Source organism: Paenibacillus sp. ACRRY (assembly GCF_022346995.1).
Classification (GTDB): Bacteria; Bacillota; Bacilli; order Paenibacillales; family Paenibacillaceae; genus Paenibacillus.
This window is the reverse complement of record NZ_JAKRNM010000011.1, coordinates 23,971-38,389: the sequence shown is the minus strand read 5'-3', so window position 1 is coordinate 38,389 and position 14,419 is coordinate 23,971. Positions and strand designations below refer to the sequence as shown.

Below are 14,419 nucleotides of genomic sequence, written 5' to 3'. Positions count from 1 at the left end.
GCCTCCTTATGTCTAAGATCTCAATTTCAAAGCAGTTTGATACCTTAACAGACGAAGGCTTTTTCCAAAATGTTGCACTTGATTATCCCTATAACGCAAAAAAGCCCCTTGCGGGACTTCTTCATGTCATGTTAATCATATCTTATTGGTTTTCAAGTTCTTCCTTGCTCACCAAACTCACTAAAGCGTTTACAGCCTGTTCGGCGTCCGCGCCTTCAGCACTAATTTGGATTTCTGTACCAGTACTGATTGCAAGGCTCATGATCCCCATGATACTTTTTGCATTAACTTTTTTGTCGTCCTTCTCGACGAACACTTCAGATGAGTACTTATTCGCTTCTTGAACGAACAGTGCCGCAGGTCTGGCATGGAGACCCGTTTTCAAACGGACAACTACCGGGTGCTTTGTCATGGAAACTTACCCCCTATTAGAAATCTAGACATTAAATACACAATTATATTTATAACATTATACCATTAACCCGCGCAGGACACTAGAAGAAAAAAAACCAGAACACTTCTGATTATTCAACTAGGTCCAAAATTCGTTAACCGTGACGTTCATTCCGCACTTTCTCAGCCAGCTCGTCAATCTTGCGAAGCCGATGGTTGACACCCGATTTGCTGACGGTACCTTTTAACAGCTCGCCAACTTCCTTCAGGTTAATGTCAGGATGAGCCAGTCTGACCTCTGCGACTTCACGCAGCTTCTCAGGCAAAGACTCCAAACCGACTTCCTTTTGCAGCAGCTTGATATTGTCAATCTGTCTCACTGCAGCCCCGATTGTCTTGTTCAAATTGGCTGTCTCACAGTTGACGATCCGGTTAACGGAATTACGCATATCCCGCATAATCCGTACATCCTCAAACTTGAACAAGGCCTGATGCGCACCAATGATGCTGAGCAGCTCAATAATTTTCTCGCCTTCCTTAATGTATAGGATGAATCCTTTTTTGCGTTCTATACACCGGGCATTGAGATGAAATTCATTGGCCAGATCCACGAGGGCCTGACAGTGCTCTTCATACATAGATGCGATCTCCAGGTGATACGAGGATCCTTCAGGGTTGTTGACCGAGCCACCCGCCATAAACGCGCCGCGTAGATAAGCCCGTTTACAACAGTTTTTCCGTAACAGCTCCTGATTAATTCCTGGAGTGAACAAAAAGCCTTCCGATACAATGTACAGATCCTTTAATATCTCCTGTACCATGGACGGAATACGAACAATATATACATTGTTCTTTTTCAGCCGCATTTTTTTGCGGACAAGCAATTCCGTATGCACTTGAAAATGCTTTTTAAGCAGAGAGTATGCCCGTCTTGCGATCGCGGCATTCTCCGTCGAAATATCCAAGATAACTTTTTTATTCGATAACTGCACCGCACCTAGCATACGGATGAGGGCTGAAAGTTCCGCCTTTTCGCAGCACGGTTCACTCTCAATCATGGTTAATTCTTTTTTGGTCTGTGCTGCAAACGACATGGGACTTCACCTCTTCCGTAACATCCAATTTTGTACCAGCTGATAGATGTGGTGACTAAGCTTATCGGCATCATGACGCAGATAGGTTCTAAACAGAACAAGTGTATCCGCAACCACCTGATAGCCGGAACTTTTTAGTACATCCATATCCAAAACAACCGGTTTGGCTCCTTTTTCCGCATATTTATTCTGTACCTGCAGCGGAATTTCGCCATTATTAACAATGACATAGTCAAAGAGCTGATGCCCCACGTGCTCATGAACCGCCTTGAGGTGGTCACTCACCGTGTAGTTATCCGTCTCTCCAGGCTGTGTCATCACATTGCATATAAACATCTTCACGGCCTCTGCCTCGACAACAGCCTCTGCCAGTTTGGGAACTAACAAGTTAGGTAGAATGCTCGTATACAAGCTGCCTGGCCCGATCAGGATGGCATCTGCTTGACGAATAGCCTCCACAGCCTCTGGCAACGGCTCCACGTGATCCGGTTCAAGGAAAACGCGTTTAATGCGCCCACCTGCTTCAGGGATTTTGGACTCGCCTGTAACAATTGAGCCATCCTCCATCTCCGCATGCAGCACAACCGCCTGCCCAGCTGCCGGCAGTACCTCACCACGAACGGCAAACACGCGGCTAAGTTCCCGCACTGCGGTTACGAAGTCGCCTGAAATATCCGTCATTGCAGCCAAAATCAAGTTACCCAGGCTGTGGCCTGCAAGCCCCGCGCCTGTATTAAAACGATATTTTAGCATATCCGATAGCAATGGCTCTACATCAGCCAGTGCCGTAAGCACGTTACGAATGTCGCCCGGAGGCGGCATTTGCAGTTCGTTGCGCAGGATGCCTGAACTTCCACCGTCATCTGCAACCGTGACGATGGCCGTGATGTCCAGCGGCTTCTCTTTCAAACCGCGCAGCATCACGGATAACCCGGTTCCGCCGCCCATTACAACAATTCTCGGACGTTCTCTTCGTGGTCCGGCTTCTTTCATCCCTTCACCCTCTTCAATGACGATCACGGTCAGCGTCGCGATGGCTCACGGTAACAGCTTCAGTTTCGCTGCTTCCCAACATTTTGCCCAAATATTCGGATATGGCTACCGAACGATGCTTGCCGCCGGTACATCCAATCCCGATGATCACCTGACTTTTGCCTTCCTTCCGGTATTGCGGAATCAGGAAGTGCAGCATATCGAGCAGTTTGGTCAAAAACGACTGTGTTTCAGGCCATTTCATGACATATTCATATACATCACTATTCTGCCCCGTATTCGGACGCAAATGATCAATATAATGCGGATTCGGCAGGAAACGAACATCAAACACCAGATCCGCATCGATTGGAATGCCATATTTAAATCCAAACGACGTGATATTCACCGATAGCATATGACTTTCCAAATGAGAGAAACGGGAAATAATCCGCTCTTTTAATTGCGCTGGCTTCATCGTACTTGTGTTCAGCACCTGAGTGGCCGAATTCTTGAGCTCCTCCAGCATCTTGCGCTCCAGACGGATGCCGTCAAGCGGCATGCCCTCAGGAGCCAGCGGATGTCTGCGTCTGCTCTCCTTGTAGCGCTGTACAAGGACGGAATCGGTAGCATCCAGGAATAGGATTTCGCAATGAATGGTAAAATGATCTTTTATATAGTTCAAAGACTCGGACAAAGCCGTAAAGAATTCCCGTCCCCGCAGGTCAATCACGAGGGCTACCTTACCGATCTTGCCGTTCGATTGTTCAATCAGCTCCGCAAATTTCGGAATCAACACCGGTGGCAGATTATCCACGCAGAAAAAGCCGAGATCTTCCAGGCTCTGTACCGCTATCGTTTTGCCTGCTCCGGACATGCCCGTAATGATAATGAGCGTGGCGCCTGTGCCCGGTGAAACTTCACCTTCAAGCATAAATGTCCCCTCCTTATCATATTGCTGCCTAATCATATGGTTCCGAGGTTACTAAGAACGCAAGAGAAGTCCTGCCGCGCCAACAATTCCCGCATCGTTACCCAGAGTTGCTTCCAGGATCTGAACACCCTCCTGCAGCGGTTCAGGTGTCAGTTTCGCAAATACAGCACGTACTTCGTCAAACAGGATATTACCGGCCTTGGATACACCGCCCCCGATAATGAACATTTCCGGGTTCATGACTGCAGCGACAGCCGCCATCGATTTACCGAGATAGAATGCAGCACGATTCACGATGCGAAGAGCCACTTCATCACCAGCTTTGGCTGCATCGAATACTTCCTTGGCTGCAATTTTGTCCACAAGCGCAAGTGACGTATGATCGCCACGTTCTACCGCATCCTTAGCCATACGGATAATGCCCGTTGCTGACGATACGGTTTCTACACATCCCATTTTACCACAACCACACTGAATGGCTTCCAGATCAGGTACAACACTGACATGACCCAGTTCTCCCGCCATGCCGGAAAATCCCTGATAGATTTTGCCGTTCAGTATCAAGCCTCCGCCAACACCTGTACCGAGCGTGTAGCATACGCAATTATCTACGCCCTTGCCGGCACCTGCCCAAGCCTCACCCAGTGCAGCAACGTTAGCATCATTATCTATTTTGACTGGCTTGCCCAGACGCTCTTCCAGAATCGAACGAATGGCTACATTCCGAAATCCGATGTTAGGAGCGAGAACGATAATACCCTCGCGTACATTCGTGAACCCGGCTACCCCAGCCCCTACACCTTCAAGCTGTTCCCAGCTATATGGCGATTCTGCCACGATATGACGGACATACTTCTCGATGTTGGCGATGACCGTGTCTACGCCCTTATCCACTTCTGTCGGCCCTTCATACGTATGCATAAGCTGACCTTGTTCATTGCATATACCGACCTTGATTGCTGTTCCGCCGAGATCGACCCCAACGTAGATTTTCTCAGACATGCCGCAAGCCACCTTTATCTATCTAAAATAGTTTAATCCTACGTACCAACTATAATTGAAGGATACGCCTGGGTCAAGACGATAGGACCATTGCTACAGAACGCTTCGCCGCGATTGTGAACCCTATCACATCCGTATCATGTATACGTATACAACCTCTCCTCTCTTCTATCAAAACGCAAGCTTTCACGCTTCCCTACTAGAAAGGGAAGCCTCAACTCATGATATTTCATGATCACTCGTTCCATGCGTAAAAGATGACAGTTGTCACCTGAAAGTCATGACAACTCTTACTAATCCCGTCACAGTTCGTTCGGTAAGATGGAAATATCTTAGAGAACAGACAAGGGACGTGAATACAGATGAATACCGATTCAACCATCATACAGCTTGAACAAGTCAGCAAACGGTTCGGGAGCAAGCTGGCCGTTAACCCTATTTCCCTGAAGATTGACCGCGGCTCAATCGTTGCCATCCTTGGCCCAAATGGCGCAGGCAAAACAACCACCTTGAACATGATGCTTGGCCTGTCCACCCCCTCCTCAGGAGAGGTGACCGTCCTGGGAATGCCGCCAAGCCACAGACAAGTTCGCGAGCGAATAGGTGTCATGCTTCAGGACGTGAGTGTCATGGACGGCCTTACGGTTCGGGAAATCATTCGTATGGTGCGAAGCTACTATCCTACCCCGCTGAATGCGGACAAGGTTGAAGCTTTGACAGGTCTAAAGCCTGAGGATCTGAACAGAAGGGCTGAGAAGCTGTCAGGTGGTCAGAAGCGCAGTCTGAACTTCGCCCTTGCCATGGCAGGTGACCCGGACGTACTCTTCTTCGATGAGCCTACGGTTGGCCTGGACTCCGAGACCCGAAGATATTTTTGGAAGCAGATTCGCCAGCTTGCTAAGCACGGCAAAACGATACTCTTCACGACACATTACCTGCAGGAAGCCGATGAAGCAGCCGACCGGGTTATCCTGTTCGCCGGAGGTTCAATCATTGCGGACGGTACGCCTGATCGTATCAAAGACGGAATCGCCAAACGGACGCTTTCCTTCTCGCTGCCAATTGGCCAGCTGGATAACGGACTTGTAACTCCCGATGAAGCACTACCGGACATCCATACACAGATTGAAGATCTGCCTGGTGTTGAGCGGATTGAGTATCGCAAAGACCGCTGTATTCTTCATACACAGGATACAGACGCTCTGATTCGTGTCATCATTACGCGCCAGCTGCCTGTTAGGGAAATCCGTATTGAAACCGGACAACTGGACGATGCTTACGCAGCCTTGCTCGAAACCATGAAGGAGGAACATTGATATGTCTATGCTGTTTGCCCAATCTCGCGTTGAAATGCTTCGCATGTCCCGCAATGTCTACTTTGTATTTTGGTCACTGCTGATGCCTGTAATCTTCTACGTTCTCTACACCCGCATATTTACCACAGATGCAGTAGATGCGAAGGAGTGGAACGCACACTACCTCATGTCTATGACATGCTTTAGCGTTATGGGTTCATCCATTATGACCCTGGGGATCCGGCTCGTTCAGGAGAGAGTGCACGGCTGGGTCACCTATCTGCGCGTCACTCCTCTCCCGGACTTCATTTATTTTGGCGGCAAAATGATCGGTCAGACAGCCATGCATCTCTGTTCCATTGTCATCATCTTTGCAGCAGGCTATCTGATTAATGGTGTGTCCCTTTCGGCCTCCGAGTGGATCGGCTCCGCTCTGTGGATTTTGGCTGGTTCTCTGCCCTTTCTCGCTCTGGGTACATGTATTGGCACCTTCCGCCGCGTCGATACCGCAACCGGGCTCAGCAACGCCCTGTATCTTTCGCTCGCTTTACTTGGAGGGATGTGGATGCCACTGGACGTCATGCCGAGCTGGCTCGCACAAATCGGTCACTGGCTGCCTTCCTACAGTTTCGGCAATGGAGCGTGGGCCATTGTAACTGGTGGTGTACCTGAGCTGCGAGATATTCTGCTATTGGCAGCATACTTGGCGGTATTTATGTTAATATCCACCTATATCCGCAGCAAACAAAAGGAGGCTTAATCTTCTACATGCTTCAGCGTTTGGAGCTTTTCCCTAAGCGGTACGGGATTTATCCATACATATGGATGATCTATCTTGCCATGCCGATTTATTATTTATGGAAAGCTCATGGGCTTGATTTGTACATCGGTGTCACGGTATTCATTCTATTTATCCTGACCTACCGGCAGCTATATATGACGTCTGGGACCTCCACATTCTCCTACTGGCTTGGTCTGCAGATGGCTGCTGTACTGGTACTGAGTCTTGTGATTGATCCCAATATGTTCTTTCTGGGCTTTTTCTCGGCTAACTTTATCGGGTGGTATACGGATCGACGGATGTTCCGGCGCTTTCTATTGCTTTTTGCCATCGTCCAGACCATCCCCATCGCTGTTAACATCAAGGAACTTACTGCGGAGCAACTCCTGTTCTTTACTCCGTTTTACCTGATTATGCTGATATCTCCTTATGGAATCAGAACCATGCTGGATCGTCAGCAGCTGGAAGCGAAGCTGGATGAGGCCAATCAGCATATCAAGGAGTTGATCAAACGGGAAGAGCGCATGCGTATCGCCCGCGATCTGCATGATACGATGGGACATACACTCTCTTTGATCACCCTCAAGAGCGAGCTCGTCACCAAATTGATCACCAAAAATCCCGAACGTGCCATACAGGAAGCACGTGAGATCGAACGCACCTCTCGAGCAGCGCTGCGCGAAGTGAGGCAGCTTGTCTCTGACATGCGGGCGATCAGCATTGCTGAAGCACTAGCCGACGCCCAAGAGATGCTGAAGAGTGCTGACATCGAACTTCAAATAACAGGTGATCTGGGGCCATATGGCGATGTGCCCGACCTGACCCAGAACATGGCCAGTCTCTGCATGCTTGAAGCCGTAACCAATGTTGTGAAACATAGTGGTGCCTCTCAGAGTCTGATCCATCTGGAACGAACACACGATGGCGTTCAGATCACGGTAAGGGATAATGGTCATGGCATGACTTCCACCGAACGTCCAGGCAATGGACTGAAGGGCATGTCCGAACGCCTGGGACTGATTGATGGTTCTCTACGGATTACATCCGATGCAGGAGGAACCAATCTCGTCTTTTCCTTTCCGCTGATTGCCAGTGAACCCCAAGGAGGAGTGTAATAATGATTCGAATCATGATTGCCGAAGACCAGCGCATGCTGCGCGGCGCACTTGCGTCACTGCTTGATCTCGAAGACGACTTTGAAGTCATCGGTGAAGCAGGTAACGGAGAAGAAGCACTTCAGCAGATCTCTTCTCTTAAGCCTGACCTATGCCTAATGGATATTGAAATGCCTGTCATGACGGGTCTTGAGGTCGCTGAACGTATACAACAGCTTGGCCTGACCTGCCGCATTATCATCCTTACGACCTTTGCCCGGCCGGGCTTCCTGGAACGAGCCATACAGGCCGGTGTGCAAGGTTATCTGCTGAAAGACGAGCCAAGTGACCGTTTGGCGGAAGCTATTCGCCGTGTCATGAATGGCGGACGGGAAGTGTCCCCCGAACTGGTCTTTGGCGCTGCCAAGGAAACTAATCCCTTAACGGAACGGGAGAAAGAAATACTTAAACTGGCGGCAACCGGCATGAATGCCAATCATATTGCAACCTCACTCCATCTCTCGTACGGCACAGTACGTAATTACCTGTCCGAAGCCTTTAACAAGCTTGGGGCAAAAAATCGGATGGAAGCGGTCAGTGTGGCTGAGGAGAAAGGCTGGTTGTAAAATGGGATTTGCGTCATCCAGTGACGTGATCCATGGGCGAACTACATATATAGAGATGTGGCCTCTGGCCCGTGCGCAAAACAAAAACGCCTCCCCTTACGGGAGGCGTTTTAACTCTTTTCAACCGTATAATCCTCATTAGTACAAGTCATCGACCCGATCGTTATAGCTTGGTTTCCACACGTACTGGTTCTTCGGTCTTCTCCATTTTGTTGACATCCAGGATATCGAGCAGGAAGACAAAGATCGGAATACCGATAATGAGGCCCCAGATTCCCAGGAAATGCTGTGACAGAATCAGTACAATAAACGTGTAAAACATCGGCAGCTTCGTCTTATGTGCCATCAGTTTTGGATTAAGGAAATACGTTTCCAGTGCATGAATGATGACAATCATGACGATGACGATAATGCTCAGCTGTATTCCGCCCATTTGGTAGCCGATCAAACACAGAGGCACCAATGATATAATAACGCCCGCTACCGGTACAAGGCTCAGCAGGAATACGAGAATTGTCAGAGCAAATAGATACGGGAATCCAAGTATCCATAGACCCAGGATGGTCAGAGCCGTATTGAATACGGCGATCAGCAGCTGCGCTTCAATCACTTTACCAAAAGACGATACGAATTTGTCCCCAAGATAAGCTACTTCATTGTAGAACCAACCGATCTTGCTCGTTTTGAACTTGGATGTGAACTTGACGATCTCCTGCTTCTGCAAGAGGAAGAACAGACTGAGTATGATGACCAGCAGAATAAACTCGAGCCATTTGCTCAGAGCGAAAATATACTTCAATGCATCGTTTGCATAGTTCTTGATGTCGTATGATTGAAGGAAGCTGGCCACTTTGGCTGCCAGATTATCCCCCTCGGCGGTATCGAAGAATGTCATAATCTCATTGGTTAACTGAATGACCTGATTGACAATTCTCGGTGAATATCTGGATATACCCAGCACAATGGCTGCAATTACGATCAGATAGAGCAGTATGACGACGATTTTATAATTAATCGGGAATAGCCGATTTAATTTCCCCGTAATAAACTGCTGCAACCGATTCATGACATACGTCACTAGAAATAGCAGCAAGATCATGTGCAGCATACTCCCCATGCTGAACAGGACCAAACAAAACAACAGCAGAATCAAAAAGCGTCTGACTGTTGCATTTTTTAACCACTCTTTAATCATTTCCCCCAAAATCTTCACCTCGCAGCTAATATGCCCATTATGTATACGATCTCATGCCCATTTGGTTTCAAAAAAAGAGAAGCCTCCCGGCTTCTCTCACGTGATGAGACTTCCCGTTGTCTCTTATTTATAGTTTATGCAGCGCAATACCTTGGTCATGCTTACTTATCCAGCGTTTCGCTCCAATCGTGGATAATACTGCCTTCAAGGTACTTCTCACAATCCATGGCTGCCATACAGCCTGAACCTGCAGCCGTGATGGCTTGGCGATATTTCGTATCCTGAACGTCACCGCAGGCGAATACACCCGGAATGTTCGTTTCGGTAGTTCCTGGCTTCACCACAACATATCCGTGGTCATCCAGAGCAATCTGATTGCCCAGGAAGCCCGTATTAGGCGTGTGGCCAATCGCTACAAAAACGCCGTCTGCTTCGAGCAGCTCCTCTTGACCTGTCTCGTTATTGCGCACCTTCAGTCCCTTGACACCCAGTGCCTCAGGTACAACTTCGAGCGGTGTCCGGTTCAAGGCCCATTTCACTTTATCGTTGCTGCGCGCCCGGTCCTGCATGATCTTCGATGCCCGCAATTCATCCCGGCGGTGAACGAGTGTCACGTCCGTTGCGAAACGGGTCAGGAAGCTGGCTTCCTCCATCGCGGAATCACCGCCACCCACAACAACGATTTTTTTGCCACGGAAAAAGAACCCGTCGCATGTCGCGCATGTACTTACGCCGCGCCCCACATTCTCCTGCTCGCCCGGAATGCCGAGATAGCGGGCAGAAGCACCGGTAGAGATAATAATCGACTCAGCCTCTAGCTCACCAATGCCTCCGACTTTCACCTTGAATGGCGGCTTGCTGAAGTCAACTTCCTCTACCCAGCCATTCTTGAATTCCGCTCCAAAACGCTCCGCTTGCTTCCGCATGTTATCCATTAATTCCGGACCCATAATGCCCTGCGGGAATCCTGGAAAATTTTCAACCTCTGTCGTGGTTGTCAGCTGGCCTCCGGGTTGCAGACCTTCTATGACCAAAGGGTTCAGGTTGGCACGAGCCAGATATATCGCCGCCGTCAAACCTGCAGGTCCGGTTCCGATCACTATCGTTCTGTATTTAGACATATAGATACAGCCTCCTTGATAAGGTTGAGAGTGTGTTGACTGGAAAACTTCTAGAGTGATATGACGAAGCCTATTCGTTAAGTTTACCCGTTTTGCAGGCAATTGTATCCTTCATGAAATTCCGATCTTTCTCAAACTGTCCTCAAGTGCATGATGTCGCTAATCTATACGGCCAACAAGAAATGGTACATGTATCCCTGGATATACTACACGGTTGGCGGGATGCTTCCGCACACCCGAACAATCTGCCGTGCGTATTTGCTAACGGTGGAAGCCGATATGCCGTATCGTTCAGCTATACTCTGATAGGTAACGGGACGACTGTGGATTTTGGCCGCGAGATATTCCAGCCCCGCAGCCCAGCCTTCAATTTGCTTGATCCCCGGGCCATCTGGATGCACTCTGGATACATAATCGGTCCAGATCCGCTCCATCTCCTGCTGCAGCTCCGCTTTAGCTTCTGTCATCTGCAGAGCACGTTCCACAACGGCTTGCCAGTGCGAAGTCGTTTCTGACTTGGTATGCACTGTGCTTGATTTCACCTTAGGGAGAGGGCGGTCTATTACTCCGGATACCGATTGTTGATTATGGTTCTTACCCTCATTCTGCTCTTTCAATTGGAGTCCGCTCAGCACAGATTCAGCCGCAGCAACCAGATCCTGATCTTCATCAGGCTCTTGTACGAAGGATTGCAGGGCTTGCTGCACCTCATAATCACCGATCATGGCCAAGGCATTAATGACCTGAAGCTTGGTTGCACGATCTCCATGGCGCAGAGCCCAGAAGAACGATGAACGGATGAGCGGGTCATTTTTCATCTCTTCCGGTATACCGTTACCATAGTTCTCCCATTGTCTGAATTGCTCGTCAAAAGGAAGATGGTAGTGATAGCTGAGCTTCTCCGGCTCAAGCTCCCCCTGCCGAACGGCATCAAGGCCAGACAGATAGAAACTGGAAACCTCTGAGCCTGGATCAAGCTTGGACACATGGCGCCATAGCCGCTCTGCAACGTCGTAACGCTCCGTATTGTACGCTGCCACAGCCGCGTAATGAGCAAGCGCCGGATCGGCTGCCGTCTCTTCATCCTTCAAGAGTCGGCGGAAATGGGTATAGGCGGAGTCATGCTGCCCAAGAATCCCCATCGTGGTAGCCAATTTATACACCTGCTCCTTTTGGAAAGGCATGATGACACGCAGTTTTTTAATTAATAATAGCACTTGGTCTGCCCGATTCTCGTTCTGGTGGAAGATCGCCAGATTACACAAGGCATGCAGATTTCCCGGCTCCTGCTCGAGCACTTCGGCAATCGTCTCTCTCGCCTTAGGGAACAGTCCCATATAATAGTAGGCCAGAGCAAGATTGTTCCGGGCCGCTAAATAGTCAGGGTAATCGGGTGACATGCCCTCCAGAAGTTCGGCTGCCTGAGCAAATTTCCCCTCTTCCAGAAGCTCTCTTGCCTGATCGTGCTCAACCACACCTTTACGGGATTTGATCCGGTTCAGTTTGGCCGGGCGATCCAGCTCATAATACAGAAGCTCCATCATCTCTTCGGCTTCCGTCATGAATTGCCCCTGGGGATCCTCCTCCAAATACGTAACAAGTGCCTGCTCCGCTTCCTCAAACCGATCCATATTGGCATAGTTGTTGGCCATATAGAAGTAGCATTCCGTCATGGACGGATCCACCACATCTAGCACATGCGCCAGAACAGCATTGGAAGCTTCGTAATCTCCCTTCTCAGATAATATACCCGCCATATTGCAATGGTTCACCGGATTTTCCGGTTCATATTCAACAGCTTTACGAAAATATTTTAATGCCTTGTCAACATGATTACGGTCCAGCGAGCGGACAGCTCTCTCGAAAAAGAAAGAAGCATCCATGTGAATCGGTATAATATTGGCAAGGTGTCCCTCTGCCCGCACTAGCTTGCCCTTCATCTTCCAAGGCACCTCCTCTTTGCTTTCATTCATACTCTCCAGTATACCACATCTGGCGGCGGTCTTCTCAACATGTAGTTTCAAGAGCTTTATGCAAAAATTGCACATAAAAAAGATGCCACTCCATCCTCCTTGAAGGGTGAAATGCCATCTGGATATCATAGGAACTTTTTCTTTTGAAAATGGAGATCCCTCTCCATCTACAACTTCGCTGCCATCGTCGGTGACAGTGTAATGTCTATGGTCTTTTTGAACGGTGTCATGAAGTTTACCAGCACAACCTTGCATTGGTCCGGTAACTTCGCCTCGCGTACAGTTGCTGCAAGATGTCCCATCTCGCTTCCCGTCAGCTCGATCCAATCTTCTCCGCAAGAATAGCGGAGCGTTCCACCCTTCCACAGATAATGTCCGCCACTCGTCTCTAGCAGCTCGCCAGATGACAGCTCCCCTTCATCTCCAAATACGAAGGACAACTGCATCATAATCTCCTCCGGCTCGTCACCTGACAGTTCCAGCTTCCAACCCTTCTCCGTTGGTACAACCTCTGCCCGTGTGCGGAATATCTGTTCATGCGTAAGTTCTCGGTTCTGATGAGGTAACACATACCATGGGCTAGTGGAAGTTTTCACAGTCTCGGGCAGCTGATCTGCAGGAATAGGAGCATAATAGCCTTTCTTCTGCTCACCCGTCAGACGATATCCTGCGGGCAATCGGTCCATGTGCTGCATCGGCACATAGCCTGGATTGAAGTAGGAGGCCAGCTGCACGGCCAGCAGACGCACCGAACCATGACGAAGAGCGAAGAAAGACGGCACTTCCGTCATTATGGTTATGCTTGTCGCATGATCCATTATACGGGCAACAGGCGCGCCAAAGTCCGTATGCATCCGGCTATGAGAGATACGTCCATAATGTCCTGCTGACGCCATTTGTTGTAAATAACCCTCACGCGCAAAATGTTCATTCAACATGATCTCATACTGCTTGGGCAGTTCATCTTCCACCCCATATATCTTCTGCAGCTCCGGTTCCAGTAATAACCGAATGAGCGAATTGACCGAACAAACGCCAGGGTCTGTTAATGAATCGCCTGCCCATTTCGCCATGTTGGCAAAGAGCGGATCCTGGTCTACCCGGGCAAGAATGGCATATGGCAGGTAATAAGGGGACAAGTCATGCATACTGCCCAGATCCTGACGACCCGAGTAATCCGTAACAATCTCACCAGTAGGATGTACAAGATACACCATCATGCGCAGATTAAGTCTGACGGGCTCAAGCAGTTCAGGACGATCCAACAAGCGAGCTGCATGGATCAGCATAATGTCGCTAACCGCGTTATAGATTCCGTTGCTGCGTTCTGTCCACTCCCCATCTGGAGTTATATCCATTCCTTCCGCCAGCCACTGCTCTGCACGCTTCACTGCCTCTTCCAGGTCAAACAGCTGATGCAGGAAACCAAGAGCCGCGCATAACACCCAGCGATGGTTCGGCGTATGGCAACCTCCTGTAAGCATGACGGGTACAGTTCGTTCCAAAAATAACCGCATGTTGTCCAGCACAGGCTGCAGCTTCTCCCAATCCTGCTGTTGAAGCAGCTGGTACAACTGAGCATACCCCACCACGACAAATGCCGTGTCTGGCGGTGAGTGATAGTTGGTCCACCCCGGAGATATAGAGCCGTCTTCATGCTGGTTACAGAGCACAAACTCCGTTGCCAGCAGAAGACGTTTTAACAGCTCTTCATTTCGATAGTAGAGTGAGTCTGGATTGGCAAGCGCTGCCCCCCAGTAACACATATCCGTAGGGGTTCCGGTCGTATGATTGACCCAGGCGATACCTGTGTAGGGATCGATTGTTCCACCGTAGTATCGGCTATTCGGATCAAGCACCTGCCGGGACAAGCCTCGCTCCACTGCCTTGTCATTGCTATCCACCAGTTGCTTGTACATGTGCCATTCCCTCCAAACTG

13 protein-coding genes are annotated in these 14,419 nt (G+C 49.3%); 4 read left to right on the top strand and 9 right to left on the bottom strand.

Annotated features, from left to right (window positions below):
• Positions 1-142 precede the first annotated feature (142 nt).
• The 5 genes from MH144_RS25680 to MH144_RS25660 all read right to left on the bottom strand — a co-directional run bounded on the left by MH144_RS25680 (position 143) and on the right by MH144_RS25660 (position 4,395).
• Positions 143-412: an HPr family phosphocarrier protein gene (locus MH144_RS25680; RefSeq protein WP_017691248.1), complete on the bottom strand. Its 270-nt coding sequence runs from the start codon at positions 410-412 to the stop codon at positions 143-145.
• A gap of 136 nt (positions 413-548) precedes the next feature.
• Positions 549-1,487, bottom strand: a complete 939-nt coding sequence (whiA, locus tag MH144_RS25675) for a DNA-binding protein WhiA (protein WP_095293015.1) — start codon at positions 1,485-1,487, stop codon at positions 549-551.
• Positions 1,488-1,493: 6 nt separating this feature from the next.
• On the bottom strand, positions 1,494-2,480 hold the full coding sequence (locus MH144_RS25670) for a gluconeogenesis factor YvcK family protein (RefSeq protein WP_239305130.1): 987 nt from the start codon (positions 2,478-2,480) through the stop codon (positions 1,494-1,496).
• A 13-nt stretch (positions 2,481-2,493) separates the two neighbouring features.
• Entirely contained in the window at positions 2,494-3,393 is a 900-nt protein-coding gene (gene rapZ, locus MH144_RS25665) for an RNase adapter RapZ (RefSeq protein ID WP_095293011.1), read from the bottom strand.
• 51 nt (positions 3,394-3,444) lie between these two features.
• Positions 3,445-4,395, bottom strand: coding sequence for an ROK family glucokinase (locus tag MH144_RS25660; protein ID WP_095293009.1), 951 nt, complete (start codon positions 4,393-4,395; stop codon positions 3,445-3,447).
• Positions 4,396-4,757: 362 nt separating this feature from the next.
• Here MH144_RS25660 and MH144_RS25655 point away from each other — a divergent pair, with 362 nt between their 5' ends.
• Genes MH144_RS25655 through MH144_RS25640 form a run of 4 tightly spaced genes read left to right on the top strand, consistent with a single transcriptional unit; the run spans position 4,758 to position 8,191 of the window.
• Positions 4,758-5,711, top strand: coding sequence for an ABC transporter ATP-binding protein (locus tag MH144_RS25655; protein ID WP_239305129.1), 954 nt, complete (start codon positions 4,758-4,760; stop codon positions 5,709-5,711).
• Between the two features lies 1 nt (position 5,712).
• Positions 5,713-6,450 (top strand): ABC transporter permease, encoded by a 738-nt coding sequence (locus tag MH144_RS25650; RefSeq protein WP_239305128.1) that lies wholly within the window; start codon positions 5,713-5,715, stop codon positions 6,448-6,450.
• 8 nt (positions 6,451-6,458) lie between these two features.
• The gene (locus MH144_RS25645) at positions 6,459-7,586 is read left to right on the top strand and encodes a sensor histidine kinase (protein ID WP_239305127.1); all 1,128 of its coding nucleotides are present in this window, start codon (positions 6,459-6,461) and stop codon (positions 7,584-7,586) included.
• A gap of 2 nt (positions 7,587-7,588) precedes the next feature.
• The gene (locus MH144_RS25640; RefSeq protein WP_239305126.1) at positions 7,589-8,191 is read left to right on the top strand and encodes a response regulator transcription factor; all 603 of its coding nucleotides are present in this window, start codon (positions 7,589-7,591) and stop codon (positions 8,189-8,191) included.
• A 163-nt stretch (positions 8,192-8,354) separates the two neighbouring features.
• Here the strand turns inward: MH144_RS25640 and MH144_RS25635 are convergent, their stop codons facing one another.
• From MH144_RS25635 to MH144_RS25620, 4 genes are all read right to left on the bottom strand, one after another.
• Positions 8,355-9,386, bottom strand: a complete 1,032-nt coding sequence (locus tag MH144_RS25635) for an AI-2E family transporter (protein WP_275440310.1) — start codon at positions 9,384-9,386, stop codon at positions 8,355-8,357.
• 161 nt (positions 9,387-9,547) lie between these two features.
• Positions 9,548-10,507, bottom strand: a complete 960-nt coding sequence (gene trxB, locus MH144_RS25630; RefSeq protein ID WP_239305125.1) for a thioredoxin-disulfide reductase — start codon at positions 10,505-10,507, stop codon at positions 9,548-9,550.
• Positions 10,508-10,713: 206 nt separating this feature from the next.
• On the bottom strand, positions 10,714-12,447 hold the full coding sequence (locus tag MH144_RS25625) for a tetratricopeptide repeat protein (protein ID WP_239305124.1): 1,734 nt from the start codon (positions 12,445-12,447) through the stop codon (positions 10,714-10,716).
• 200 nt (positions 12,448-12,647) lie between these two features.
• Positions 12,648-14,399, bottom strand: a complete 1,752-nt coding sequence (locus MH144_RS25620) for a hypothetical protein (protein WP_239305123.1) — start codon at positions 14,397-14,399, stop codon at positions 12,648-12,650.
• Between the last annotated feature and the right edge of the window lie 20 nt (positions 14,400-14,419).

Excerpts from the sequence above, each read along its gene's own strand:
- MH144_RS25625 (WP_239305124.1), bottom strand. The coding sequence starts at position 12,447 with ATGAAGGGCAAGCTAGTGCGGGCAGAGGGACACCTTGCCAATATTATA.
- trxB (WP_239305125.1), bottom strand. The coding sequence starts at position 10,507 with ATGTCTAAATACAGAACGATAGTGATCGGAACCGGACCTGCAGGTTTG.
- MH144_RS25620 (WP_239305123.1), bottom strand. The coding sequence starts at position 14,399 with ATGTACAAGCAACTGGTGGATAGCAATGACAAGGCAGTGGAGCGAGGC.
- MH144_RS25650 (WP_239305128.1), top strand. The coding sequence starts at position 5,713 with ATGTCTATGCTGTTTGCCCAATCTCGCGTTGAAATGCTTCGCATGTCC.
- MH144_RS25660 (WP_095293009.1), bottom strand. The coding sequence starts at position 4,395 with ATGTCTGAGAAAATCTACGTTGGGGTCGATCTCGGCGGAACAGCAATC.
- MH144_RS25655 (WP_239305129.1), top strand. The coding sequence starts at position 4,758 with ATGAATACCGATTCAACCATCATACAGCTTGAACAAGTCAGCAAACGG.
- MH144_RS25640 (WP_239305126.1), top strand. The coding sequence starts at position 7,589 with ATGATTCGAATCATGATTGCCGAAGACCAGCGCATGCTGCGCGGCGCA.
- MH144_RS25635 (WP_275440310.1), bottom strand. The coding sequence starts at position 9,386 with ATGATTAAAGAGTGGTTAAAAAATGCAACAGTCAGACGCTTTTTGATT.
- MH144_RS25670 (WP_239305130.1), bottom strand. The coding sequence starts at position 2,480 with ATGAAAGAAGCCGGACCACGAAGAGAACGTCCGAGAATTGTTGTAATG.
- rapZ (WP_095293011.1), bottom strand. The coding sequence starts at position 3,393 with ATGCTTGAAGGTGAAGTTTCACCGGGCACAGGCGCCACGCTCATTATC.
- whiA (WP_095293015.1), bottom strand. The coding sequence starts at position 1,487 with ATGTCGTTTGCAGCACAGACCAAAAAAGAATTAACCATGATTGAGAGT.
- MH144_RS25680 (WP_017691248.1), bottom strand. The coding sequence starts at position 412 with ATGACAAAGCACCCGGTAGTTGTCCGTTTGAAAACGGGTCTCCATGCC.
- MH144_RS25645 (WP_239305127.1), top strand. The coding sequence starts at position 6,459 with ATGCTTCAGCGTTTGGAGCTTTTCCCTAAGCGGTACGGGATTTATCCA.